Source organism: Nocardia neocaledoniensis, from assembly GCF_029868625.1.
GTDB classification, from domain to species: Bacteria; Actinomycetota; Actinomycetes; order Mycobacteriales; family Mycobacteriaceae; genus Nocardia; species Nocardia neocaledoniensis_A.
Genome location: NZ_JARWOJ010000316.1, coordinates 1 through 23,964, shown reverse-complemented (window position 1 = coordinate 23,964; position 23,964 = coordinate 1). Strand labels below are relative to the sequence as shown.

Below are 23,964 nucleotides of genomic sequence, written 5' to 3'. Positions count from 1 at the left end.
CCATGGGAATTCTGGACAATCTATTGGGCAACCAACGCCGGTCCTACGGCGCGAAGGCCGTCGTCACGGGCGCCGGCAGCGGTATCGGGCGGGCCTTCGCGCTCGAGCTGGCCGCCCGAGGCGGACAAGTCGTGTGCGCCGACGTGGACAAGGAACGCGCCGACGAGACGGTGCGGCTGATCTCCCGCATCTACGGCGCCACCGCGCACGCGCTGTTCTGCGATGTATCCGACCGCAGTGACATGGAGAGCCTGGCATTGCACAGCGAACTTCTCCTCGGCGGCCCGCCCACCCTGGTCGTCAACAACGCGGGCGTGGGCATCGGTGGTCATTCCGTGGGCGCCGTCGGCCTCGACGACTGGAAGTGGGCCCTGGGTATCAACCTGTGGGGTGTCGTCCACGGCTGCGAACTGTTCACCCCGCAACTGCGCGCCGCGGGACGCGGCGGCATCATCAATGTCGCCTCGGCGGCGGCCTTCACAGCCGCGCCGACCATGGGCCCCTACAACGTCTCCAAGGCGGCGGTTTTGTCGCTGTCGGAAACGATGGCCGCCGAGCTGTCCGGCAGCGGCGTCGCGGTCACCGTGCTGTGCCCGACCTTCGTCAAGACCAATGTCGCGCGCGACGGCCGGATCGAACCCGGCGCGATGAACCTGGCCGAAACCCTGATGCGTTGGACCGGCTATTCGCCCGAGCGTGTCGTCCGAATGACTCTCGATGCCAACGACCGAGACCGACTCTACGTGCTGCCCCAGCTCGACGCGCAGCTGATCTGGCTGCTCAAGCGGCAGTTCCCGACCCTCTACACCCGCGGCCTGGGCGCCCTCAACCGCCTGCTCCCACAGAGCGATTCGAGCTCGCCCGTCACCGTGACCGCCGACACCGAGAAGACAGGAGTCTGAGATGTCCTTCGACTTCGACGACATGCTGGCCAAGATCAAGGCCCGCCAGTGGGCGCTGGCCGACATCGACTGGGACGCGCCGGGCGCCGACCTCATCGATCCCGACCTGCACGCCAAGCTCAAGCCGTTCATGGCCGATCTGATGTGGATCGAGAACGTCGGCGCCCGTGGCTTCGCCGCCATGGCGAAGAAGGCGCCCACCGAGACCCTGAGCGAGATCTACCGCTACTTCCACGCCGAGGAACAGCGCCACGCCAATGCTGAACTGGCGCTCATGCGCCGGTGGGGCATGCTCGACGGCGACGAGATCCCGGAACCCAACATCAATGTCAAACTGGTGATCGACTTCCTGGACAAGTACGCCGACGGCATGTCGCTTTCTTTCCTCGGCACCGTGATCCCGATGCTCGAGGTTGCCCTGGACGGCGCGCTGATCAAATTCATCACCGACGAGATCACCGACCCCGTTGCGCAGGAGGCGTTCAAGAAGATCAATGCCGACGAATCGCGCCACCTCGCCACGGACTACGCGGTGATGGAACTGCTCGGTCACTCTACCGCCCGCAAACTCCTCATCGATCTGGTCGGCGGCTGGATCAAGCCGTCGCTGCTGATCGGCGTCCTCAGCTACGTACCGTTGCTGAACAAGATGCGGGACAACGTCGTCGACATGGGTGTGGACGAGGAGCGCCTGTACGCGGCCATGCGGCGGTTCAAGGCGGTGGGGGAGCGCAATCCGATCGCCAATCGCGTTCCCATGTACCGGATCGTCAAGATGCACGCGGGCTGGGTGATCAACCGTGACCACCCGTACCACCTGTTCGCCGACGCCCTGGTCAAGATCACCGCACGTGTTCCCGATCGTTTCCTCGGACCGCGGCCGACCTGGTCCGAAGAACTCACCTACGAGCCGGTCGCATGAGCGCCGCCGAGCCACTGGACGTGGCGATCATCGGCGCGGGGTTCGCGGGCATCGGAACAGCGATCAGGTTGCGGCAGAAGGGGATCGAAGATTTCGCGGTCTTCGAACGTGGCACCCGGGTAGGCGGTACCTGGCGCGACAACACCTATCCCGGCGCGGCTTGCGACATCCCGTCGCGGTTGTACTCCTACAGTTTCGCGCCGAACCCGGACTGGTCGCACACCTACTCCGGAAGCCGGGAGATCCTGGACTACATCGAATCGATGGTCGACGATTTCGGTCTGCGGGATCGGATCAGGTTCGGGCACAACATCTCCGGTGTGACGTTCGACGAGGCGAACAGCGTGTGGGACATCGCCGTGACCGGACGCGACCCGGTGCGGGCGCGGGCCGTCGTCGTCGCCTCCGGGCCGCTGGCCAATGCCAGTTTCCCCAGGATTCCCGGGATCGACGACTATCAGGGCCACAAGATCCACAGTGCGCGGTGGGACCACGACTACGATTTCACCGGCAAGCGGGTCGCCGTGGTCGGCACCGGGGCCAGCGCCGTGCAGATCGTGCCCGAGCTCGTGCGGCGGGCCGAGGCGGTCAAGGTATTCCAGCGGACACCCGGGTGGGTGCTGCCGAGGTTGAACCGGCCCACCAGTCCGCTCGCCAAGCAGGTCTACCGAAAGTTGCCCGCCACCCAATCCCTCGCACGGCGAGCCTGGTTCTGGGGGCACGAATCGGTGGCGCTCGGCGTTGTCTGGAACACTCCGCTGACCAGGGTCGTGGAATCGGTGGCCAAGCTGCACCTGCGCAACCAGGTGCAAGACCCGTGGTTGCGTCGTCAGCTCACACCCGGGTTCCGGGCGGGCTGCAAGCGCCTGCTGATGACCAGCGACTACTACCCGGCGTTGCAGCGTGACAACTGCACCCTTGTCACCTGGCCGATCGCGCGCCTCAGCGAACAGGGCATACGTACCGCCGAGGGCATCGAGCACCGCTTCGATTGCATCGTCTTCGCCACCGGGTTCGACGTGTCCAAGACCGGCAGCCCCATCCCGGTGATCGGCCGCGACGGCAGGGTGCTCGCCGAGGAATGGAGCGCGGGGGCCTTTGCCTACAAGAGCGTCGCGGTGGCGGGCTACCCCAACCTGTTCCTGACATTCGGACCCAATTCGGGGCCGGGCCACAACTCGGCGCTGGTGTACATGGAAGCGCAGATCGACTACCTGACCGACGCCATCCGCATGATCCTGCACCAGAACCTGCGCACCCTCGAGGTGCGCCGCGACAAGCAGGACCGGTACAACGAGAGACTGCAGCGGCGGCTTGCCGCCACGACGTGGAATTCGGGCTGCCGCAGCTGGTATCTCACCGACGACGGGTTCAACGCCACGATGTTCCCCGGGTTCGGTTCCCAGTACGTTCGGCAGCTGGCCGCCGTCGAGACCGACGACTACCTGCTCACCCCGGCGGACACCACAGCGGCGATCGGTACCGGCGACCATGCCGTGGTCCCGCTCGGCTAGTCTCGACGCAGACCGCCGGATCCTTGCCCACGAAGTCGACACGACCTCGTGGGCAAGGATCTGGCTCGAACCGTGGTTGCGAAACGAACAGGAGCGAGACGAGGTGGCGGAATACCGCATCGACGATCTCGCGCGCGCCGCCGGCACCACCACCCGCAATGTGCGCTCCTATCAGGAACGCGGGTTGTTGCCGGTGCCTACCACTCGGTCCGGGCGCGCGTTGATCTACGACGATTCCCATCTCGAGCGGCTCAAACTCATCGATGCCTTGCTCCAGCGTGGATTCACCACCGCGCACATCTCCGACTTCATCACCAGCTGGGAAACCGGTAAGGATCTCATCGAAGTCCTCGGGCTGCCGCGCAGCGCTACGACCGACCGTGAGACCGCGTCGCTGGAGGTTCCGCTCGAACTGGTCGGATCTTTCCTCGGCGCCGAGGCGATCGACCCAGCCCTGCTGGCTCGCCTGAGCGAACTCGGGCTGCTCCGAGTTCGCGGTGACACTGTGGAATTCACCGATCCGCGGCTGTTGGAGACTTTCGCCGACCTCCACGGGTACCAGTTCGACCTCGGTCGCCTCGCCGACCTGCAGGCGGTGGTCAAGCACCATCTCGACGACATCGCGCACCAGATGTTCACCCTCACCAAAGACCATCTCGTCGAACTGCACGGTGAAGGATGGCTGCCGACCACCGACGACGAGATCGCTGAGACCACGACGATGATTCACCATCTGCGTGACGTCGCTGTCGCGGCCGTCCAGCACACCCTCGTCCAAGCCCTCGACCGTGCCCTCACCCAGGATCTGGGTGAATACCTCGCCGAGACCGCAGAGAAAGATTCGCAGCCACGTCGGGATCAGACGACAGACGGCGAGACCAGCCGTCAGTAGCGCGGCCGATCCCATCCACGCCGAGATCGCGACCTGGCGTGAGTGTCCGACAGCCCAAGCGATGCCGTAGGAGAAATACCGCAGCAGCGTCGCCGGGCACATCGGCGGAGTTTTCCGGATTTCTGTCGAAGTCTTCGTCTCGGATGTAGACCGCTCAATCGGTGTATGTGACTCTGACGCTGATCGGAGATGTCTTCATCGCTTGGTAAGTCGATCGGCTCAGCATCGTTCCGGAATCCTCGGCGAGGAGTGGATCTACATCGAGTAGAAGGCCGATTGCGGCTGCTCCGAATAACACGGCCATCGCCGCAACGAGGACCTTCATTCCGAGCTGTAATCGCCTCATCTGGCTCGCTGTGGGGCCGCGGCACTAGTCATCGAGTACATCCTCATTCAGGGGTCGGGACAACTTCATCGAGCGATTCGGCCGCGACTCGCCGGTCTCTGTCAGGAACGCTTGGGCGTAAACGCGCCCGGCCCGTTGCGCAGCGACACAGGCGCGCATCGGGTTTGTCCTGCCGTGCCCGAATTGGGTTGGCCAGCATCGGCCGGAGTTCCTCGATGATCGGAACTCGCCGAGACCGTTTGCCTTTCGTGCCTTGTCCAGCATGCCGCCGGGGCCAGGGGGAGGGGAGGTTTGGCGACGCAGGTTCCAGATCCATTGGTCGGTGTCGATGTCCTTCACCCGGACACCGGCCACCTCCCCGATTCGCGATGCGGTGCACGGGATGCGATGTCCAGGTCGCCTGCCCCTGTGTTCGACCTGACTCAGCGTGGTGATGGTCGAAGACGCCATGCACCGATCCTCGGCTCGCACCACGATATGCCTCGATTCTTCCGGCGCGCATCACGTTCCGCGAGTGGTTGCCGAAATTCGCAATACCGGATCACGACGAGAGCCGAATCCGATCTACCTCTCGCAGCCGTCCGGGAATCCGTTCGTTGCAGGGGTGCGAGAATTGAGCGATGGAGGACTACACCACTCACAAGCAGCGCGCCGAGGCGCTGCTCGATGGCATCACCGCCGGCGACACGGTCAGCGGCGCAGAGCGGCGCAACGTGATCGCTCAGGCACAAGCACATGCTGCCCTCGCGCAGGCGGAAGCCCAGTGGGCGACCGCGGAGGCCATACGCGCACTCGGGACATCGCTGACACGAAGCGCGGTCTGAACGAAGCGGTCCGCACGCCGACCTCGCGGTTCCCTCGGTCTCATGTGCCGGTCGGCCATGCGGTTTCGTCGATCGCGAGCCACGGTGCGTTCGCGACGACGGTCGGGGTCATATCGGTGATCGCCTTGGTTCGACGATGAAGATGGGATTGGTCGGTATAGCCTGCCTCGATCGCGGCGTCGGCGGGCGAGAGACCTGCCACCAGGAGATGGGCGGCATGGTCGAAGCGGACGAGTTCGGACGCACGTTTGGGCGAGACTCCGATCTGAGTCCGGAAGTGAGACCAGAGCCGCTGGCGGGTCCAGCCCGTCTCGGTGGCGATGGTCTCGATCCGGAGCCGTCCTCCGGTCCGGACAGTCTGGTCCCAGGCGTAGGCGAATTCGGGTGCTACAGAGAATGTTCCAGGCACCCGGCTTCGAAGGAACGCGCCTGCGAGGGCGAAACGGTCGTCCCACGACGGTGTCGAACGGAGCCGGTCGGTCAAGCTGGCAGCGCTGCCGCCCCACAGTTGCGGCAACGGTGTCACGGTACCGCCGATCATCTCGGTGTCTCGGAGAATCGCTGCGGCGACGATGGGGGACAGGCGGATCTGCAAAACTTCGCCGACCCCCGCGCTGGTGATGTGCAAGGCGCCGGCACGGAGGCCGATTATCGCGTTTCCCACGACGGGGCCTCCGGGACCGTTGTGGACGACTCCGCGCTCGGTGAGATCGAGCAGGAGCGTGACCGAGGGGTGCGGGATCATCGTGAGGTCTACGGGCCCGATGTCGTGGTAACGGAAACCCGCCATCCGGACTCCCGGAGTCGGGAGACCGGCCGGGACAGCGACCTCGACCCGGCTCCAGTCCAGGAGGCCAGTTGCGCTCATGTATGCCAGGCTAGCCGGATCGGGACAACGTGACATTCGTACAAGACGGTGCGACGAGCCTGCGACGAAGCTGTCGGTATGAACGAATCGAGTCTCACCCGGACACGCAATGAAACGACAGTCCACGGGTTGCACGTTGTCATCGACGGAGACCCGGCGGCACCGCCCTTGTTGCTCATCCACGGTTCGGGCGCAACCGGTTCGACGTGGTCGCCGGTGGTGCCAACGCTCACCACGGCGTATCGGGTGATCACGATCGACCTTCCGGGATGCGGCCGATCGGAGCCGGCGTCCACGTATGCCGTTCCACAGCAGGCGGATCGGACGGCGGCAGTGTTGGACGAGCTCGGGTTCCGGAACCTGAAGGTGGTCGGTCACTCCAGCGGGGGATATGTCGCTACCGCCCTCGTAGAGCGTCGTCCGGACCTGGTCGGTGAGTTGGTCCTGGTCAGCACAGGGCCGAGCCACACAGCGCTCTTGCCCGAGCCGGCGATCATCAAGGCGCTCGCTTCGCCACCTTTCGGCCCGCTCGTGTGGGCGATACGTACCGATTCGATGATCCGCCGCGGACTGGCAGCCACTGCGGCGGCCCCGATCACGGTGCCTGACACAGTTGTAGCCGATCTGCGAAGGACGACCTATCGAGCGTTCCGCGCGATTCTCGCCGCCAACATGGACTACCTCGTCGCGAAGACTGTTCCCGAGCGCCTCATCGCAGCCCGCAAGCCCCTCCTCGTGATCTTCGGGGATTCCGACCCGCGATGGGACCCTGCCTCGGCACACCAGTACGAGGCGGTGCCGGGTGCCGAGCTCGAATACCTTGGTGGAGTGGGGCATATGGCGATGCTCGAGGACTGCGACGCCCTCGCCCGCTCGATACTCGACTACACACTCTAGGCCTGCGCCGCCGCAGCCTTCGGTTCGACCTCGTTGCTGGTGACCTGGTCCAACGTGTGAGCTCGATCCCGACACGAGCTGCATCCTCCTCATACTCGAGTTCCGGCGATGAACAGCACGATGCCGGAACGTTGCATCTCGAGCGATCGGCCCGTGGTCAGTGCGCGTGGATCGCCGGGCGGTGCTGGTGCCAGGGGAATCGCCGTTCGAGGTCGGCGGCGAGGGTGAGCAGGGTGGCCTCGTCGCCGTAGGGGGCGACGAATTGCACACCGATCGGCCAGCCCTCGGCCGAGCGAGCCAACGGCAGCGAGATCGCCGGATTGCCAGTGGCATTGAACAGAGCGGTGAAGGGCGCGAAGTCGAAGATCTTGCGGTACCACTCGTGCGGGGTCAGAGTCGGGTCGTCGGCGTCGAGGTGACCGAGCGGCAGATTCGGGCTGGCAGTGGTAGGGGTGAGGTAGAGGTCGTAGTCGGTGAGGAGCCGGGCGGCTTCACGGCGCGCGAGATTGAAGGTCTCCTCGACGACGTACAGGTCCGCCGCGGTCCTGGTGACGCCGTAGGCGACGCAGGCGAGGGTGGTGGCCTCGAGATAGTCGGTTCCAGGGTCGATGCCGAGCGCCTTCGCCGCGCTGGCGACTGTGTGGGCGAGGAAGCTGCACCAGGCGTCGAGGTTGGCCCGATGGAAGGCCTCGGCGTCGATGCGGGGCGCGGCTTCCTCGACGTGATGCCCCAGGGCGGTCAATTGTTCGGCGACGCGGCGGACTGCGTCGGTGCAGGCGGGATCGGCCTGGGAGATGTCGGCCGCGACGGCGATGCGCAGTGCGCGCACCGGGCGCGAGATCAGTGCGCGGTAGCTCGCCGTCTCGGCGGGGAACAGGTACTTGTCGCCGGGTTCGCTGCCGTGTACGGCGTCGAGCAACGCCGCACAGTCGCGGACCGTCCGGGTGACGGCGAACTCCGCGCCCATGCCGAGCAGCGGATCAGAGTGGTCAGGTCCGGCGGAGATGCGGCCGCGGCTCGGTTTGAGTCCGACCAGCCCGCATGCCGCGGCCGGGATGCGGATCGAGCCGCCGCCGTCGTTGGCATGGGCCAGCGGCAGCGCTCCGGCGGCGACCAATGCCGCTGCGCCGCCGCTGGATCCGCCCGCGGCGCGGGTCGGGTCCCACGGGTTGCGCGTCGGTGCGCCATAGGCCACTGCTTCGGTGGTGGCGTTGAAACCGAGCTCGGGGGAGGTGGTCACCGCCATTGTCGCCAGACCTGCCCGCCGGAAGCGGGTCATCAATGCCGTGTCGTCGTCGTGGATCAGGCCGGGGCCGAACAACCGGCTGCCGTTGCGCTGCGGCACGCCCGCCGCGTGGAGGATGAGGTCCTTGATCGCGAAAGGCACCCCCGCGAACGGGCCTGCCGCGTCGTAGGCCAGCGGGCGCTCGAACACCTCGCCCGCGACCGCACCGAGCTCGGGGTCGACCTGCGCGATCGCGGCGGCGGCCGCCTCCTGCACCTCGGCCGCGCTGACCTGGCCTTGCCGGATGAGCTCGGCGAGCTCTGTGGCGTCTCGTTCGGCGTAATCGGCGACATCCATCGGTAACCTCCCGGTTCGTTGTGCTGGTGCGGGAGAACCTAGGACCGTGCGCGCGGCGCGGCGTCCGTCGATCGACGGACGCGGCGAGACGGCGAGTGTGCTCGGGGTGCGCGACCGCCGGATCCGGGCGGAGTGACCGGAGTCATACTGTCCGGGTGGTTGCCGCACCCGATCGAGATCTGGACCCCGCTGTCGCGGTCCGCGTGCGAGCCGCGATCAGAGCGGCGACACCGGACCGGTCGGGCCTGGGCCGGGTGCTGTTCGAGCTGTCGCGGGTCGTCGCCTATCAGCACGCCGCGTTGTCACGGTGGGACCCGGTCGCCCGGGTGCACCACACCGCGACCAGCATCGGCTACTCGCAGGTCGCGCTCGAGGTCACCAACTCTTGCCTGCACACTCATCCGCTGTTCACCCGACTCCAGCACGACCAGCTACCGATTCGTCTGTGCGAGGTACCGGCCGACGTGCGATACGGTCCGATCTTCGATCGCGTCATCCTCCCGCTCGGCTATCGCGAGGGCCTGACCCAACCACTCTTCGCCGCCGACGGCCGCTACCTCGGCATGCTGAACATGAGCACCACCGTGCACGCGCCGTTCCCCACCATGTCGGTGACCGCGCTCGCGCTGCTGGCCGACGTGGTCGGCGCCGCCATCGATCCCTGCCGCGGCATCGCAGTGCCGGTCGACCACGAGGAGTCGGTGGTGATCGTCACCGGGAGCGGGAGCGTGCACCCGGTGACGGCGCCCGCCGCAGCGCACCCGTTCGTATCCGGCGGCGCCGGTGTGGAACTCGCGCGGGCGGTCGCGGCGTCCGGCCAAGCCGGCGGCCATCTGCTGCTCGACGGCGATGTCGTATACCGGACTCGGATGCAGCCGGTCCACTCCGGCGGGACACTGGTCGCCTACCGCCGCATCGATCCACCCCACGGCCTCACACCCCGCGAACTCCACGTGCTCGCACTGCTGCCCCAAGGAAGCTCCAACGCGCGCATCGCCGCCGACCTGCGAGTCGAACCCTCCACCATCGCCACCCACATCGAACGCATCTTGCGAAAACTCCACGCCCCCAACCGAACCGTCGCCGCCGCGACCGCTGTGCGCTGGGGGCTGACGGTGAACTCCGTCGCCAACCTGAATAAACGGTGAGATTCGGCGGCTGCATCGGGTGCACTCCTCCTACCGCAGCGAGCTCGCGAACTCGACTGTTGACGATTTGGCGGTAGGAGTCGCAATCGGCTTGCGGCATCGCCGGCCGCATCTCGATCGGAATCTGTTGGCCGACTCGAGGGCCGTGGGGCGGGGGCTCCTGCCCTTTCCACGTCGACCATCGCGCGTGGATGTCGTGCTCGGTCATTTCCGACAGGCGTTGCAGCGGCTCCCGGCAGGCGACTGGCGAGGCGAACACGGTGTCGATACACCGGTGGTAGTCAGGGGGTTGTGTCTGGATGTGGTCGCCCATGGCTCACCGCTCCTGCGGCTCCGCCCGAGAGCGAAGCGAACCGCGATACCAGTGGCTCTACGTCCTTGCGCTGTCGCCGATCCGGCGACGGGCTTCACGTACCAGCGGGCTCACACCGAACATCTCGTCGGGGCCAGAGGCATCCAGGCACGCCCAGTACTGCAGGCTCTGTGCGAGCGCGGGTGCGCGCGTGGCCTCGAAGACTGCGACCAGGGTGTCGATCAATTGCTCAGTTCGTTCTGGCAAGTGATCCTGTGTCGGCGCGATGGCCAGATGATCTCGAGCCGACTCGAGGACCAGATCCAGCAACCAGAAACTCAGTTCCCAGTCGGTCTTGTTCGCGAACAGCAGATGAACGAATTCATCGAGCCGGGCCGGATCAGATACCTCGGTTGGCCAGTCCTGCATCCAGTTTTCTCGCGGGATGCCGGCCAGCTGCGCCACTCGAGTCGCCGATTCCCTGCCCGGATAGATCACGCTGCTGAAGGTAGCCAACCCAGCGAACGCTCGCGACGGAGTAGGCACTTGGGCGCGGCAGAGCTATCACAGTCGACCAGAGGCCGCGACCTCGTCGGCCCATTCCCTTGATGAGGCCGGGCGGCCCGGCTGCCCACTGTGTTCGGGGAAACGGTTGTGTTCCGAACATCGCCACGGCGGTTGACTGACCACGTTTTCGAAGTGCTGTGCACGATGGATGTAGACCACCAAGATCATCCCGGCCTTATCATGGGTGTCGTCGACAGCGCGCGGATTCGTCGGGATTCGGAGGCCAGAGGTGAAGTTTCTGCTCCTGGGGTACACCCCAGCGGAGGCGTGGGACGGAGCGACGGCGGACGTCCCGTCGGAGGACGCGCTCGCCGCGTTCGCGGAGTACCAGAAGTTCGAGGCCGAGCTTCGCGCGACCGGGGAGTTCGTCAGCGCCGAAGGACTGGGCCACCCGGTGATGTCGACGACCGTCCAGAAGAACGACGGGAAGGTCGTCGTCACGGACGGTCCGTACGCGGAGCTGAAGGAGGTGCTCGCCTCCTTCGCGATCATCGACGTCTCCGGGCTCGACCGGGCCAAGGACATCGTCGCGCGGATGGTCGACGTCCTCGGCGAGCCGATGGAGATCCGCCCGATCATGGGCGACGACTTCGCCTGATGTCGGGATGTTCGCCTACCCCGCGCCCGCACGCCGCATGAGTGCGCTGGAGAGTGCCCTGCGAGCGGAGGCACCGCATGTCGTCGGCGCGCTGGCCCGCAGGTTCGGCAGGTTCGACGCCGCGGAAGACGCGGCCCAGGACGCGATGCTCGCCGCGGCCAGGCAGTGGCCCGACGAAGGGATCCCGGACGACCCGCGCTCCTGGCTCATCCGCGTCGGCTACCGCCGCATGGTCGACCTCATCCGCGCCCAGGAGGCGGACCGTCGGCGCCAGGAGGAGTACGAGGCCTCCCGGGCGTCCGCAGGGCAGGCCCTCGCCGTCGACGACAGCCTGCACGTCCTGCTCCTGTGCTGCCACCCGGTGCTCTCGCCTGCCTCCCGGGTCGCGCTGACGCTGCGCGCCGTCGGCGGGCTCACGACCGCCGAGATCGCCCGTGCGTACGGGGTCTCCGAACAGACGATGGCCGTGCGGATCAGCCGCGCCAAACAGCAGCTCCGCAAGGCGGGGGCCCGATTCGAGTTCGCCGCGGCCGACGACCTGACGGCCCGCGTGCTCACCGTGCGCAAGGTCCTCTACCTCGTTTTCAACGAGGGCTACACCGCCTCCGCCGGGGCGGAACTGGTGCGCGCGGACCTGGCGGCGGAGGCCATCCGCCTCGCGCGGCTGCTGCACGGCCAGTTCCCCGACGACGCGGAGTCCGCCGGCCTGCTGGCCCTCATGCTGCTCACCCACGCTCGCCGCGCCGCACGTGCCGGGGCCGACGGCGCGCTCGTCCCCCTCGCCGAGCAGGACCGGAGCCGGTGGGACCGGGCGATGATCGCCGAGGGCACCGCCCTCGTCGAAGAGGCGTGGCCGAGGGGCGCCGTCGGCGCGTACCAGCTGCAGGCCGCGATCGCCGCGATCCACGCGGAGGCACCCTCGGACGCGGAGACGGACTGGCCCCAGATCGCGGCCCTGTACCTCGCGCTCGAGCATCTCGAGCCCGGCGGGCCGGTGATGCTGGCCCGGGTGGTCGCCGTCGCCCATGCCTACGGCGCGCAGCCCGCCCTGGACCTCCTCGAGACTCTGGACCGCGAGCACGGGCTGTCGCAGCATCCGCTCACGGCGCACCGGGCGCACGCCGTCAGGGCGCACCTGCTGGCGCGGTCGGGATCGAGCGCGACGGCGCGCACCGAGTTCCTCGCCGCAGCGGAGCTCACCGCGAACGATGTCGAGGCTCGCTACCTGCAGGGCAAGGCCGAGGACCCCACGGACTGACCGCCGAAGATTCTTTTCGGCAGTGATGTCAAGAACGCGGAAGCGGCTCCGAGGTATCGGTGAAGGCTGCCACCGGGGCGGCCGACGACACCCCAAGGAGTACGTCATGAACACCACCTCGAACCCCGCCACGCAGCAGGCCGCGTACTCCGCGACCCACACGATCGTCGGCACCGTGACATCCGCCGACGGCACCACGATCGCCTACCAGCGCGCCGGTGCCGGCCCCGCGATCATCGTGATCAGCAACGTCGCCGAGGACCGTACCGGCGTGGCCGGGATCGCCGCCGCGCTCGCCGAGGACTTCACGGTGATCACCTACGACCGCCGGGGACGCGGCGCCAGCGGCGACCCGCAGCCCTACGACCCCGCCCGCGAGATCGACGACCTCGCCGCCCTCGTCGATTCCGTGGGCGATCCCGTCTTCCTCGCCAGCGGATCCGGCGGCTGCGGGCTTGCCCTCGACGCCGCGAGTGCGCTCGGCGACCGTGTCGCGGGCCTGTACCTGTACGAGCCCCCTTTCATCGTCGACGATTCCCGTTCCCCCGCGCCGGCCGACTACGTGGCGCACCAGGAAGGCCTGGTCGCGGCAGGTCGTCGCGACGAGGCGGTCGAGTTCTTCATGAGCGAGATGATCCGCGTGCCCGCCGAGTACCTTCCGATAATGAAGGAGGACCCGTCGTGGCAGGAGATGGTGCGCTACGCCCATACCTACGCCTACGACGGCCGCATCCTCGCCGACCTGCAGGACGGCACGCCCCTCCCCGCGGATCGGTGGCGGATCGACGTCCCGATCGCGGTCGCGGTCGGCAGCGAGGGCGAGGAGTTCATCCGGCGGGGCGCCGCTGCCCTCGCCGCGCTTCTGCCGAACGTCACCGTCCTCACGCTGGAGGGGCAGGACCACTCCGCGTTCTGGATCGCACCGGAACCGGTGGCCGAGCAACTGCGCGACTTCGTCCGCACGCTCCCGGCGGCGGCGGATGCGAACAGCACCGCCGCAGCGGAGAGCCCCGAGCCCAGTGCCGCTGTCGCCGCGCTCGACCGGCTCGTCGGCGAGTGGACGGTGACAGGCGGCGCCGAGGGCGTCGTCCGGTACGAGTGGATGCCGGGCCGGCACTTCCTGCTCCAGCACGTCGAGCTCGAGCAGTTCGGCGAACAGATCACCGGGCTCGAGGTGATCGGCCATCTCCGGCCCTTCGGGCGGCCTGCGGGCACGGACCTCGCGTCGCGCTTCTACGACTCGCTGGGCAACACCCTCGACTACACCTACGAGCTGGAGGGCGACGTGCTCACCATCTGGGGCGGGCCCAAGGGGAGCCCCGCGTACTTCCGCGGGGAGTTCACCGACGGTGACCACGTGCTCGACGGAGCCTGGGTATACCCCGGCGGCGGGGGCTACGCCTCGACGATGACGCGTCGCTGATCCGCGTGGTGGGCGACGGGGACCGCGCCTCGGGGGCCCCGCCACCCAGCCTCGCTGGCGATACCCCGTGCGACACCGAACAGAAGCGGGTCGTCGCCCACCATGGAATCAGTCCAGGGCAGCGCGCAGCTGCCGGGCTAGCGCACTCGCCTGCTCCGGGGTCCACGGCAATACCCCGTTCTCGGCCATCAGCGCATGGAACTGTTGTTCGTGATACGGGACTCCTGGCGGCAGCGGGGAGATATGCCAGTGCACATGGGAATTGCCTTGCTGACTGCCCAAACTCAGCAGATAGGTGCGTTCGACCTCGACTGTTGCCTCCACCGCCCTCGCCACCCGGTACACCAGTGCCAGCAGCTGGAGGTAGACGTCCTCGGTGAGGTCCTTCACCACGTGCTCGTGATGGACCTTCGGTGCCACCAGCACATGTCCGAGCATGGTCGGGTACTTGCAGAGGAAGGCGATGTCGTCCTCGGTCTCGGCGACCACTTCGTGCCATCCATCACTGCGCGGGCCTGCCACCACCTCGCAGATGAAGCAAGCACTCGACCGAACTCGTTGTGAGTAGGCTTCTACGTCGAATGGAATACGTTGCATGTCAACAGATTCTGCCGACTCCGTGTCAGTTGTAGCGGCCTCACGGCCAAACCGCTTCTGAGGCGCCGGGCTACACATCGGACCCGGTCGGCGTTGTAGATGGGCCTCGAGGCCGGCACGTAGCCCTGCGGCCTGCGCGCCGCCGTCGAGACCACACGGCGGCGGGCTCTGGGGGTGGTGATCGCGGTCGCTGACTTGGGTCTCCTCTGGCCGCTGGTGTTCGATGCGTGACACGCCGACCTCGCGGCTCGTCGGTGTCCGGTCCATCGGCGGCCGGGCCCGGCTGTAATGTGTCTACGGGCAAAATGATCTTGTTTGCCGTCTGCTGTGTCGAGCTGCGTGTGATCCCATCCCCGATAGGGCGGAGGCCACCGATGACTGTTCCAACCGATGCGCGGAACCAAGCGAATATCTTCGATGACCTGGGCGAGGCGGTGCGCGATATCGCCGAGGGCCGGGCGGTGATCGTGGTCGACGACGAACACCGCGAGAACGAGGGCGACCTCATCATGGCCGCGGAGCTCGCGAACGCGGAGATGCTCGGATTCTTCATCCGCTACACCGGCGGCGTGGTGTGCGCGCCGATGCCCGGCGAGCGTGCTGATCAGCTCGGTTTGCCCTTGATGACCAGCGCGAACGAAGATGACAAGCAGACCGCGTTCACTGTGACCGTCGACGCGCTGGCAGGGGTGGTCTCCGGCATCAGCGCCGCGGACCGCGCCGCGACGCTGCGCGCTCTAGCGGATCCAGCTACCATTGCCGCCGACCTGCAGCGCCCGGGCCACATCTTCCCGCTGCGTGCGCACCCGCAGGGTCTGGACGCGCGGCAAGGTCATACCGAGGCGAGCGTGGAATTGATGCGGCTGGCCGGGCTCGCTCCGGTCGCGGTGATCAGCGAGGTATGCCACGACGACGGATCGGTCATGCGGCTGCCCGCATTGCGCGCCTTCGCCGATATCCATGGGCTGAAACTCATTTCGATCAATCAGCTCATGGCCGCCGGCGCGCCGGCGGCGTCGGTCCCGGTATGAGCGGGAGCATCGAGGCGGTGCTGTTCGATCTGGACGGCACCCTCGCCGCGACCATGCGGCACTGGGACTGCTGTTGGTCCGACTACGCCGCCCGCCACGGGCACACCTGGAGTGAGGCCGATCGGCGCAGCACTCACGGTCACGGCGACTGGGCAGAACATGTGGCCGCAGTGTGTGGCGTCGATGTGGTCGAGCGGGTCGTGGACGACTGTCTGGAGCTGATGGTGGCCCAGATCCGATCCGGTCGCATCGAGTTGCTGCCTGGGATCCCGCGACTGCTCGCCACCGCCGATGCCGTCGTGACCGGGGTGGTGTCGGCGTCGCCACGCCGGTTCGTGGACGCCGCCATCGACCATTTCGATCTGCGGCGATCGATGCGAGTGATTGTCGCCCGGGAGGATCACCCGACAACGAAACCGCAGCCCGGTCCATGGTTGCACGCCGCCGACCTTCTCGGCATCGACACGGGATCGTGTGTAGCGGTGGAAGATTCGGCCGCCGGAATTCGCTCTGCCCACGCTGCGGGCATGCGCGTGCTGGCCATTCCCAGCTGGATGCCCACCCAGCGTCCACCCGAAGCCGACCTCGCCGAGCACCTCGCAATCGATGCCGACCACGCACACTCCTGGCTACACGGGGTCATCACCGAAACGACGCGGCCCTCGGCTGTGGCAAGGATATAGACAGCGGCGAGAACGGAACAGCTTGCCGCTGACGGTCCCGAGCGAAGGCTTGACTGGCAGTCCTCGCAGTGCGGCGGTCGCGCAGCGGGGAAGCCACCTCGCCGAGCCGCGGTGGTGGGTACTCAGTTCGATGGGTTCTGCGGCGATGTTTCCACCCCTGGCATGCTCAACTTGCCGCGCCGGAAGTTTCGGCGTTCTGTGTCTTGCACCAGTTTGAAGCCCGGGACGCTCGAACCGCGCAGTACGGGGCGTAGTGGTCGCGGGACAGCGCGGTGAGGCCGGTAGTGGGCACCGCGGATCGCCTTCACCGCGATGTCGAAGGCTGCCTGCTGTTTCCGGTTCCAGGTGATGCCGTAGAGGTCTCGGATATGCGGGGGAAGGCTGCCCCGCACGATCAGTCCGAGCCCCGCCGCGGCGGGCTCGAGCATGAACGGGAACGGATAGCCGGGTCCCAATCCGGCGATGAAGGTTCCCACGAGTGCGGCCTCGGCGGTGAGGAACAGTTCATCGGAGTTCAGGTAGGCATCGAAGAACGAGCGGAACTCCGAGTACGTCGCCGGTGCCGCATCGCGCGGCATTCCGAACAGCTCTGCCCACCTGACGTAGTCCTGCCACAGGCCTTCGCGTTCGTCGGCGGTCAGTGGCCGGACGAGAAGGTCGTGCATCGCCTCCGCGGAATCGAAGGTGAAAGCCATGGTCATGAACATCAGGTGCGGATCGTGGGCGTCGTAGCGGGTTCCCGCGGGAGCGTGCGGCCCCGCGTCCTGGGGGAGTGTGCCGTGGACGGTCGCGTGCTTCTTCTGGGTGAACGCGAGCGCGCGGTCGGCTTCTTCCTTGGTTCCCAAGAAGACCGTTTCGAACAGCCGGGCGGTCAGGGCGAGCCGGTTCCACGGCGTTTCGCGGTGGGTGGTGTGGGTGGCGGTGCCGACGTAGAGCGGCGGATTCGTGGCTCCGATCACCAGCGCGCGCTGCCCGTAGGTCAGCCCGACCGCCCGCTTGCTCATGACCTGCACGGCGATCGAATCATCCGAAAAGTACCCGGGCATCGTTGCCCTCCTTCTCATATCGAGTTTGCGCGGCGGCGACCAGTGCCATCGCGCCCTGGCTTCATCGAGCCGTTCTCAGAAAAAGGTCTGAATCTGTTGTGCTGCACGGTGTCCGGACGCGACGGCGCCCTCGAGGCCCGGTGCGGCCGCGTGGTCGCCCGCGATGGCGATCGCGCCATCGGAGATGCTCAGGCGGAACCGGTGCAGCCGCCGGGCGGAGCCGGGATCGAAGACCGGCATGAACCGCGGCCCGCGCACGGTTCGGGCGGCGACGATGTGTCCGGCCAACTCAGGGCGTGCTCGCTCGACCTCACGGGTGAGGATTTCGGCGAGTTCGGTGTCGTCCGCCGCCGCCGCGGGGGAATCGGCGCCCGCGCCGGCGACGAGTAGGCCACCGTCTTCGCACCAGTCGTCGAGGACGAGGAAACCGCGCAGCGAGGCGGACCCCGGCGCGAACTCGACCGGCATCATCTCCGCGCCCGGGTCGGTTCTGGTGTCGGTGCGCAGGTAGGCGAGGTTCAGGCGGCTGTATCGGATCGACTCGAGGTGTGCGCGGACGGCCGGATCGCCGCCGGGCCAGATCTCCGCGGTGACGTCGGCGGGAGTCGCGAGAACGGCCGCGTCGGCGAGGAATTCGACCGGCCCGCCTGCCGATTCGGCGACGATCCGGATCGTGGCACCCTCGCGGGCGACACTGGTTGCGGTGTGCTCGGTGCGTACGTCCGGCAGCGATGTCGCGATCTTGGTGACGATCTGTTCCATGCCCCCCGCCAGGGTGTCGAGGTGGGTCAGCTGAACCGCGTTGGCCATCAGCGCCGGGAACGACGCCGTTCGATGTGGGTATCCGAAGAAGACGTCGAACATCGGACCCGACAGCGCGCTGACCAGGCGGTTGCCGAGCAGCCGCGCTGTGGCGGGCGAATCCAGGTGTCGCAGGGTCGTGAGATCGCCGCCGTCGGCGCGCAGCATGCCCGCGACGAGGTGGGGTAGGTAGGGCGCGGCGCCGGCCAGGTCACGCCCTCGGACCAGGCCACCGGTGAACGCGCCGAACGGCTTTCGCGGATCCACGGCGGTTCGGCCGTCGTGCGTTCGGTACGTCATCGCCGGTCGCCACGGATACGGGCACAGTTCGTCGGACAGTCCGAGGTCATCGACAACGGCGGCCACGCGCCGGAACCTGCCGCCGAGGAAGTGCGCGCCGAGTTCGATCCTCGCGCCCTCCCAGGTCGCGGTCTCGATGCGGCCACCACATCGGCCCGCTGTCTCGAGCACGACACAGTCGATCCCGGCCCGCGTGAGGTCGCGGGCGGCGATCAGGCCGGCGAGGCCCGCCCCGACGACCACCACCTGGTGTCTGTTCACAGCAGTACGCGACATTGCGTCTCTCAATCCGAAGTCAATTGGTGAACACCTTCACCAAACCAAGTGGTGATAGTCTTCACCAAACAAGGTGAGATGGCAAGCAGATGGGCAGGCGGATGGAAACGCACGGCGCGTACGCCGGACGAACGGTCGAACAACGCCGCGCGGACCGGCGTCGACGCTTGATCGACGCCGCATTCGACATCGCAGGCCGTGAGGGTGTCGCAGCGGTGAAAGTCCGCGCACTGTGTGAACACGCCGGGCTCAACGATCGCTATTTCTACGAGCACTTCCGCACTGTCGACGAGTTGTTGGTCGTCGTGTTCGAAGACCAGGCCGCCGCCGCGGTCACCGCGGTCCTGGACGCGATCCTGCATGCGCCCGTCGCGGCGCGTCCGCGAGTCGCGTGGATCGTCAACGCGTGTCTGGATCACATCCTCGGCGATCCACGACGGGGCCGATTCCTCGTCGAATCACAAGCCACTCAACCGCTTCGCGACAAACGCGCCGAACTGATCCAGCTGTTGTCGCACATGCTCATCGGGCAGACCCGCGACGTCCTGGGTGCCGACCTCGCCGAGGATCGAAAGGTGCAGTTCGCCGCACACACCGTCACCGCCGGTGTCATCGATCTCACCTCGACCTGGCTCGCCGGGAAGCTCGACACCGACCGTGACGAACTTGCCGAGTTCGTCACCGCCATGATCCTCACCAGCAGCGAGATCACCGGCATTCTCGAACGCGAACTCGCCGAACCCGCAGACGCGGGGCATTGAGGCGGTGGCCCGTCGGCAGCCGTGGCGGGTCGTGTCATTCAAGCCTCGGCGCGGGAGACATGCATGTCCGGCGACGTCCACGGCCCGGGTGAGGCTGCGGCGCAGCGGGCTTCGATCGCGTCAAGATCCGCATCACTGAGCATGTGAGTCAGTCTCGCCGCGATGACACCTGAAACGGATGGTGAGGACCGCGAGTGCGCGGCGGCGCGGGCCCGCGCTCGTCATGGTGGGCTCCTCCGAGTCTGGGCGCTGGGCCGCAATCCATGCGGTCAGTGCGTGGCGTCGCCGCTGAGATATCGACCGGGTGTCGTGCCGACCGTTCGCCGGAAAGCCGCGAGAAAGGCACTGGCCGTGGCGTATCCGACAGTGTGTGCCACCCGCGATACCGGTTGACCCTCGGCGAGCATCGCCAGTGCCGCCTGCAGCCGGGCGTGGGTGCGCCAGCGGTCGAAGCTCATGCCCGTGTCCTGGACGAAGAGGCGGGTCAGCGTGCGTCGGCTCACGCCGATCGCGCGTGCGTGCGCTTCCAGCCCGCGCGGGTCGGCGGGGTCCGCCAGGAGTGCGTCGGCGACTGCCCGCACTCGCTCATCGGTGGGTCGGGGCACGTCGATCGGGGTCACGGGCAGTGGTTGCAAGAGATCCAGTACCACCGCTTCGGCGTGTCGGCGCGGAGCGTCGGCCAGGTCGTCCCGTCCCAGATGGGCGATCAGGTGCGCCAGCAACCCGTCGACACGCACGGCTGTGGGCTCGGTCCACGTCACATCACATCGGTCCGGCTCGAAGTACAGGCTGTGCAGGACCGCGTTGCGGGTCGCGCCGGTGCGATGCACGACCCCTGCCGGGAGCCACAGCGCCAAGGTCGGCGGTAACACCCAATTCGCTCCTCCGGCAGCGACACCGAGCACTCCGGACCTGGTCCAGGCGAGTTGGTGCTGTGGGTGATAGTGCGTGTGGGTCCACTGACCAGCCAGGAGGGGAAAGCTCCCGACGACGATGGCGCCGATCCCGGCTGGTGCGGGTTCGAAGGCAGGTGCGGGCACGCCACCACTCTATGTCCCGAACGCGACATGATCTGGCCCGGTGATGTGTATCGGCCATCGCCCATCGTTGCCTAGCGTCTTCTCATGACTCCGATCTCCACCCGGGCACCCGACACGGCACCGGCGGCCAGGCGCCGAACCACGGCGCTGGTCGTGCTGTGCTCTGTGCAGTTCATGCTCAACCTGGACGACAACGTGGTCAGCGTCGCGCTCCCCACCGTCCGCGCGGAACTCGGTTTCGGCTTCGCAGGGCTGGCCTGGGTGGTCAACGGGTACATTCTGGCCTTCGGTGGGTTCCTGTTGCTCTCCGGCCGGATGGCCGACATCTTCGGGCGACGCCGGGTATTCCCCTGCGGCGTAGCTCTTTTCGGCACAGCGAGCTTGTTCTGCGGAGCGGCTCAGGAGCCGTGGCAGTTGATCGTCGGGCGGTTCGTTCAAGGGAGTGGGGCAGCGCTGGCGAGTCCTGCGGCCCTGGCCATGCTCGCCCTGCTGTATCCCAGTGGCAAGGAGCGTGCCAAGGCGATCGGCATCTGGGGCGGAGTCGCCGCGCTGGGGGCGACGCTGGGACTGGTCATCTCCGGCATGCTGACCGATTTCGCCTCCTGGCGCTGGGTCTTCTTCATCAACCTGCCGGTGGCCGTGGCAACTCTTCTGATCCTGCCCCGTCTGGTCACCGAAAGCCGCGATGAAGCCTCTGGTCGCGTGGACATGCCGGGTGCCGTACTGGCTGTCACCGTTCCCGGACTCCTGGTCTACGGTCTCCTGCAGGCATCCGAAATAGGTTGGCGACGAACAGGTTCCGTGCTTCCGCTCGCTGCCGCGGCGCTGTTGGCGATGGTTTTCGTCGCGGTCGAGCTCCGTGCCGCCGAACCATTGGTCCCGCTGTCGTTCCTCGCCGTCCGCCCGCGGGCCGTGGCCAACACGGCCATCCTGTTGTTCTCTGCCGGCTTCTACGCCATGGCCTTCCTGCTGATGCTGCACATTCAAACCGTCCTCGGTTACAGCCCCTTCGTCGCCGGTCTCAGCTATCTGCCGTTCGGCGCGGGAATTCTGGTGGGAATGGCGGTCTCGGCGCGAGCTGTGCGCCGGCTCGGTGAACGCTGGGCGCTGGTGATGTCCTTGCTGATCAGTGCTACCGGGCTGGTCCTGATGTCGGGCATCGACCAGTTCGACAGCTACAGTGCGGGAATATTGCCCGCACTGCTCATCACCAGCCTCGGCTGCGGAATGACCCTGCCCGCGCTGACGGTCGTCGCACTCACCGGCACCACCGAGGAGGACGCCGGCCTCGGCTCTGCCGTCCTCAGTTCGGTCCAACAGCTCGGTGGCGCAGTAGGTTTGGCCGTTCTCGTGACGTTCGCGGAACTTCGCCGTGACGCCGCCGACTCGGTCCCCGCGGAGCAGGCCGCGACCGAAGGCTTCGCCTACGCGCTCACGATCGCCGCGGCTCTGGTCGGGCTCAGCGCAATGCTGGTCGCCACGATGCTCCGGGACACCGAGCGCGCGGAGGTCGGTGTCCCGGACTCGGGATCGCGGGGCATGATCAGAGGCGTTCCCGCGCAGTCTGCCGGCGATGTCGCGTCGAGACTGCGAGAGTGCACGTCGAACCCGAACGAGAAGGAGAACAGCTGATGACACTGCCTACCGCGCGTGCGCAGATCGGGGTGACCGGGCTGGCTGTCATGGGCAGCAACATCGCCCGCAACTTCGCCAGGCACGGGTACACCGTCGCGTTGCACAATCGTTCCGTCGCCAAGACCGATGCGCTGCTGCGCGAGCACGGCGCGGACGGTGAGTTCATCCGGACCGAGACGGTCGAGGAATTCGTGGCGGCGCTGGAGCGGCCGCGGCGGGTGTTGATCATGGTCAAAGCCGGTGAACCGACCGACGCGGTGATCGAGGAGCTGGCCGCGGTGATGGAGCCCGGCGACATCATCATCGACGGGGGCAACGCGCTCTACACCGACACCATCCGCCGTGAGGCGGCGATGCGTGCACGGGGCCTGAACTTCGTCGGCGCCGGTATCTCCGGTGGGGAGGAGGGTGCTCTCAACGGTCCCGCGATCATGCCCGGTGGACCGGCCGAGTCCTACGAATCTCTGGGCCCGTTGCTGGAATCGGTCGCCGCGAAGGTCGACGGTGTTCCCTGCTGCACGCATATCGGTCCCGACGGCTCCGGGCATTTCGTGAAGATGGTGCACAACGGCATCGAGTACGCCGATATGCAGCTGATCGGGGAGGCGTATCACCTGTTCCGTGATGCCCTCGGCTTCGGCGCCGAGCAGATCGCCGAGGTGTTCACCGAGTGGAACAGCGGCGATCTGGAGAGCTACCTGGTCGAGATCACCGCGGAGGTGTTGAAGCAGGTCGACGCGAAAACCGGTCGTCCGCTGGTCGATGTCATCGTCGATGCCGCCGAGCAGAAGGGCACCGGTCGCTGGACGGTGAAATCGGCGCTCGATCTGGGAGTGCCGGTCACCGGGATCGCCGAGGCGGTGTTCGCCCGGGCGCTGTCGGGCTCGCGTGCGCAACGTCGGGCGGCGGTCGGGCTGGCCGCGGGCAAGCTGGCCGACAAGCCGGACGATGTCGAGCAGTTCAGCGAGGACATCCGGCGCGCGCTCTACGCGTCGAAGGTGGTGGCCTACGCGCAGGGTTTCGACCAGATCGCCGCGGGCAGTGCGGAATACGGCTGGAATCTGCGCCCGGGGGAGTTGGCCACGATCTGGCGTGGCGGCTGCATCATTCGCGCCCGGTTCCTCAACCGCATCAAAGAGGCCTACGACACCGATCCGCGGCTGCCGAGCCTGATCCTCGACCCGTATTTCCGGGAGGCGATCGAGGCGGGCATCGACAGCTGGCGGCGTGTGGTCGCCACGGCGACCCTGCTCGGTATTCCGGTGCCGGCGTTCGGTTCCTCGCTGTCGTATTACGACGCGTTGCGTTCGGAGCGCCTGCCTGCCGCTCTCACCCAGGCCCAGCGCGACTTCTTCGGCGCGCACACCTACGAGCGGGTCGATGCGGAGGGGAAGTTCCACACCCTGTGGAGCGGGGACCGCAGCGAGATCCCGGCGGGCTGACACGGAGGGGGTCGGGCCGGTCAGCGCGTGTGGTCGCCGAGTGCGAGGGGGAGGGCGGGATCGGCAGCCCAGGCGGTGAGGGAGCCGTCGTAGACCGCGACGTCGTCGCGGCCGACCACCGCCATGGCATGCGCGAGGGCGGTCGCGGGGGCACCGCCCCCCCCGGTGGGGGGCCGCGGGGGGGTGGGGGGGGTTGGGTTACCGTTTCGCGGAGGTGTCCGAGTAGGTGTTAACGTGGGTCGTGTATTTCTGGGTCGGGCTCACGCTGTCCAACTTGTTCCCGCCGACCGGCAGGGTCCACCGCGGGGTCGACCAGATC

The 23,964-nt window shown here is 67.3% G+C and carries 22 protein-coding genes and 1 pseudogene; 15 read left to right on the top strand and 8 right to left on the bottom strand.

Annotation, left to right across the window (positions count from 1 at the left end; translation table 11 throughout):
* The first annotated feature begins 2 nt into the window (after positions 1-2).
* From QH270_RS23665 to QH270_RS23645, 5 genes are all read left to right on the top strand, one after another.
* The gene (locus tag QH270_RS23665; protein ID WP_280346273.1) at positions 3-902 is read left to right on the top strand and encodes an SDR family NAD(P)-dependent oxidoreductase; all 900 of its coding nucleotides are present in this window, start codon (positions 3-5) and stop codon (positions 900-902) included.
* Between the two features lies 1 nt (position 903).
* The gene (locus QH270_RS23660) at positions 904-1,824 is read left to right on the top strand and encodes a ferritin-like domain-containing protein (RefSeq protein WP_280346270.1); all 921 of its coding nucleotides are present in this window, start codon (positions 904-906) and stop codon (positions 1,822-1,824) included.
* Entirely contained in the window at positions 1,821-3,338 is a 1,518-nt protein-coding gene (locus QH270_RS23655; RefSeq protein WP_280346269.1) for a flavin-containing monooxygenase, read from the top strand. Before QH270_RS23660 ends, QH270_RS23655 begins: the two co-directional genes overlap by 4 nt.
* Positions 3,339-3,441: 103 nt before the next feature.
* Positions 3,442-4,230 carry a MerR family transcriptional regulator gene (locus QH270_RS23650; RefSeq protein WP_280346267.1) on the top strand — a complete coding sequence of 263 codons (789 nt, stop codon included), beginning with the start codon at positions 3,442-3,444 and terminating at the stop codon, positions 4,228-4,230.
* A gap of 966 nt (positions 4,231-5,196) precedes the next feature.
* On the top strand, positions 5,197-5,400 hold the full coding sequence (locus tag QH270_RS23645) for a hypothetical protein (protein WP_280346266.1): 204 nt from the start codon (positions 5,197-5,199) through the stop codon (positions 5,398-5,400).
* Positions 5,401-5,440: 40 nt separating this feature from the next.
* On the opposite strand, the gene QH270_RS23640 is transcribed toward QH270_RS23645, so the two are convergent.
* Positions 5,441-6,190 carry an AraC family transcriptional regulator gene (locus tag QH270_RS23640; protein WP_280346265.1) on the bottom strand — a complete coding sequence of 250 codons (750 nt, stop codon included), beginning with the start codon at positions 6,188-6,190 and terminating at the stop codon, positions 5,441-5,443.
* 156 nt (positions 6,191-6,346) lie between these two features.
* Here QH270_RS23640 and QH270_RS23635 point away from each other — a divergent pair, with 156 nt between their 5' ends.
* Positions 6,347-7,165 (top strand): alpha/beta fold hydrolase, encoded by an 819-nt coding sequence (locus tag QH270_RS23635; RefSeq protein ID WP_280346264.1) that lies wholly within the window; start codon positions 6,347-6,349, stop codon positions 7,163-7,165.
* 157 nt (positions 7,166-7,322) lie between these two features.
* Here QH270_RS23635 and QH270_RS23630 read toward each other — a convergent pair whose 3' ends face one another.
* Entirely contained in the window at positions 7,323-8,747 is a 1,425-nt protein-coding gene (locus tag QH270_RS23630) for an amidase (RefSeq protein WP_280346263.1), read from the bottom strand.
* A gap of 155 nt (positions 8,748-8,902) precedes the next feature.
* Here QH270_RS23630 and QH270_RS23625 point away from each other — a divergent pair, with 155 nt between their 5' ends.
* Entirely contained in the window at positions 8,903-9,895 is a 993-nt protein-coding gene (locus tag QH270_RS23625) for a helix-turn-helix transcriptional regulator (protein WP_280346262.1), read from the top strand.
* A gap of 370 nt (positions 9,896-10,265) precedes the next feature.
* On the opposite strand, the gene QH270_RS23620 is transcribed toward QH270_RS23625, so the two are convergent.
* Positions 10,266-10,685 carry a hypothetical protein gene (locus tag QH270_RS23620; RefSeq protein WP_280346261.1) on the bottom strand — a complete coding sequence of 140 codons (420 nt, stop codon included), beginning with the start codon at positions 10,683-10,685 and terminating at the stop codon, positions 10,266-10,268.
* Between the two features lie 298 nt (positions 10,686-10,983).
* On the opposite strand from QH270_RS23620, the gene QH270_RS23615 reads away from it, so the two are divergent.
* The 3 genes from QH270_RS23615 (at position 10,984) to QH270_RS23605 (ending at position 14,033) form a co-directional block, all read left to right on the top strand.
* On the top strand, positions 10,984-11,352 hold the full coding sequence (locus QH270_RS23615) for a YciI family protein (protein ID WP_280346259.1): 369 nt from the start codon (positions 10,984-10,986) through the stop codon (positions 11,350-11,352).
* 37 nt (positions 11,353-11,389) lie between these two features.
* Positions 11,390-12,610 carry an RNA polymerase sigma factor gene (locus tag QH270_RS23610; protein ID WP_280346257.1) on the top strand — a complete coding sequence of 407 codons (1,221 nt, stop codon included), beginning with the start codon at positions 11,390-11,392 and terminating at the stop codon, positions 12,608-12,610.
* A gap of 106 nt (positions 12,611-12,716) precedes the next feature.
* A complete protein-coding gene (locus QH270_RS23605) occupies positions 12,717-14,033 on the top strand; it encodes an alpha/beta fold hydrolase (RefSeq protein ID WP_280346256.1) in 1,317 nt (438 codons plus the stop codon).
* Positions 14,034-14,141: 108 nt separating this feature from the next.
* Here QH270_RS23605 and QH270_RS23600 read toward each other — a convergent pair whose 3' ends face one another.
* A complete protein-coding gene (locus QH270_RS23600; protein ID WP_280346255.1) occupies positions 14,142-14,522 on the bottom strand; it encodes an HIT family protein in 381 nt (126 codons plus the stop codon).
* A gap of 413 nt (positions 14,523-14,935) precedes the next feature.
* On the opposite strand from QH270_RS23600, the gene ribB reads away from it, so the two are divergent.
* On the top strand, positions 14,936-15,661 hold the full coding sequence (ribB, locus tag QH270_RS23595) for a 3,4-dihydroxy-2-butanone-4-phosphate synthase (protein WP_280346253.1): 726 nt from the start codon (positions 14,936-14,938) through the stop codon (positions 15,659-15,661).
* Positions 15,658-16,344 (top strand): HAD family hydrolase, encoded by a 687-nt coding sequence (locus QH270_RS23590; RefSeq protein WP_280346251.1) that lies wholly within the window; start codon positions 15,658-15,660, stop codon positions 16,342-16,344. The genes ribB and QH270_RS23590 overlap by 4 nt, the downstream gene beginning before the upstream one ends.
* Before the next feature lie 122 nt (positions 16,345-16,466).
* Here QH270_RS23590 and QH270_RS23585 read toward each other — a convergent pair whose 3' ends face one another.
* Entirely contained in the window at positions 16,467-17,390 is a 924-nt protein-coding gene (locus QH270_RS23585) for an oxygenase MpaB family protein (RefSeq protein ID WP_280346249.1), read from the bottom strand.
* Between the two features lie 75 nt (positions 17,391-17,465).
* Positions 17,466-18,752 (bottom strand): flavin monoamine oxidase family protein, encoded by a 1,287-nt coding sequence (locus QH270_RS23580; RefSeq protein WP_280346247.1) that lies wholly within the window; start codon positions 18,750-18,752, stop codon positions 17,466-17,468.
* A 104-nt stretch (positions 18,753-18,856) separates the two neighbouring features.
* Between QH270_RS23580 and QH270_RS23575 the strand changes: the two genes are divergently transcribed.
* Positions 18,857-19,528: a TetR/AcrR family transcriptional regulator gene (locus QH270_RS23575; RefSeq protein ID WP_280346245.1), complete on the top strand. Its 672-nt coding sequence runs from the start codon at positions 18,857-18,859 to the stop codon at positions 19,526-19,528.
* Between the two features lie 269 nt (positions 19,529-19,797).
* Here the strand turns inward: QH270_RS23575 and QH270_RS23570 are convergent, their stop codons facing one another.
* Positions 19,798-20,568 (bottom strand): helix-turn-helix transcriptional regulator, encoded by a 771-nt coding sequence (locus QH270_RS23570; RefSeq protein WP_280346243.1) that lies wholly within the window; start codon positions 20,566-20,568, stop codon positions 19,798-19,800.
* Positions 20,569-20,733: 165 nt separating this feature from the next.
* Between QH270_RS23570 and QH270_RS23565 the strand changes: the two genes are divergently transcribed.
* Positions 20,734-22,200, top strand: coding sequence for an MFS transporter (locus QH270_RS23565; RefSeq protein ID WP_280346242.1), 1,467 nt, complete (start codon positions 20,734-20,736; stop codon positions 22,198-22,200).
* Positions 22,200-23,645, top strand: a complete 1,446-nt coding sequence (gene gndA, locus QH270_RS23560; RefSeq protein ID WP_280346241.1) for an NADP-dependent phosphogluconate dehydrogenase — start codon at positions 22,200-22,202, stop codon at positions 23,643-23,645. Before QH270_RS23565 ends, gndA begins: the two co-directional genes overlap by 1 nt.
* Before the next feature lie 20 nt (positions 23,646-23,665).
* Here gndA and QH270_RS23555 read toward each other — a convergent pair.
* Positions 23,666-23,806: pseudogene (locus tag QH270_RS23555) on the bottom strand (sulfurtransferase); the annotation flags it as partial.
* Between the last annotated feature and the right edge of the window lie 158 nt (positions 23,807-23,964).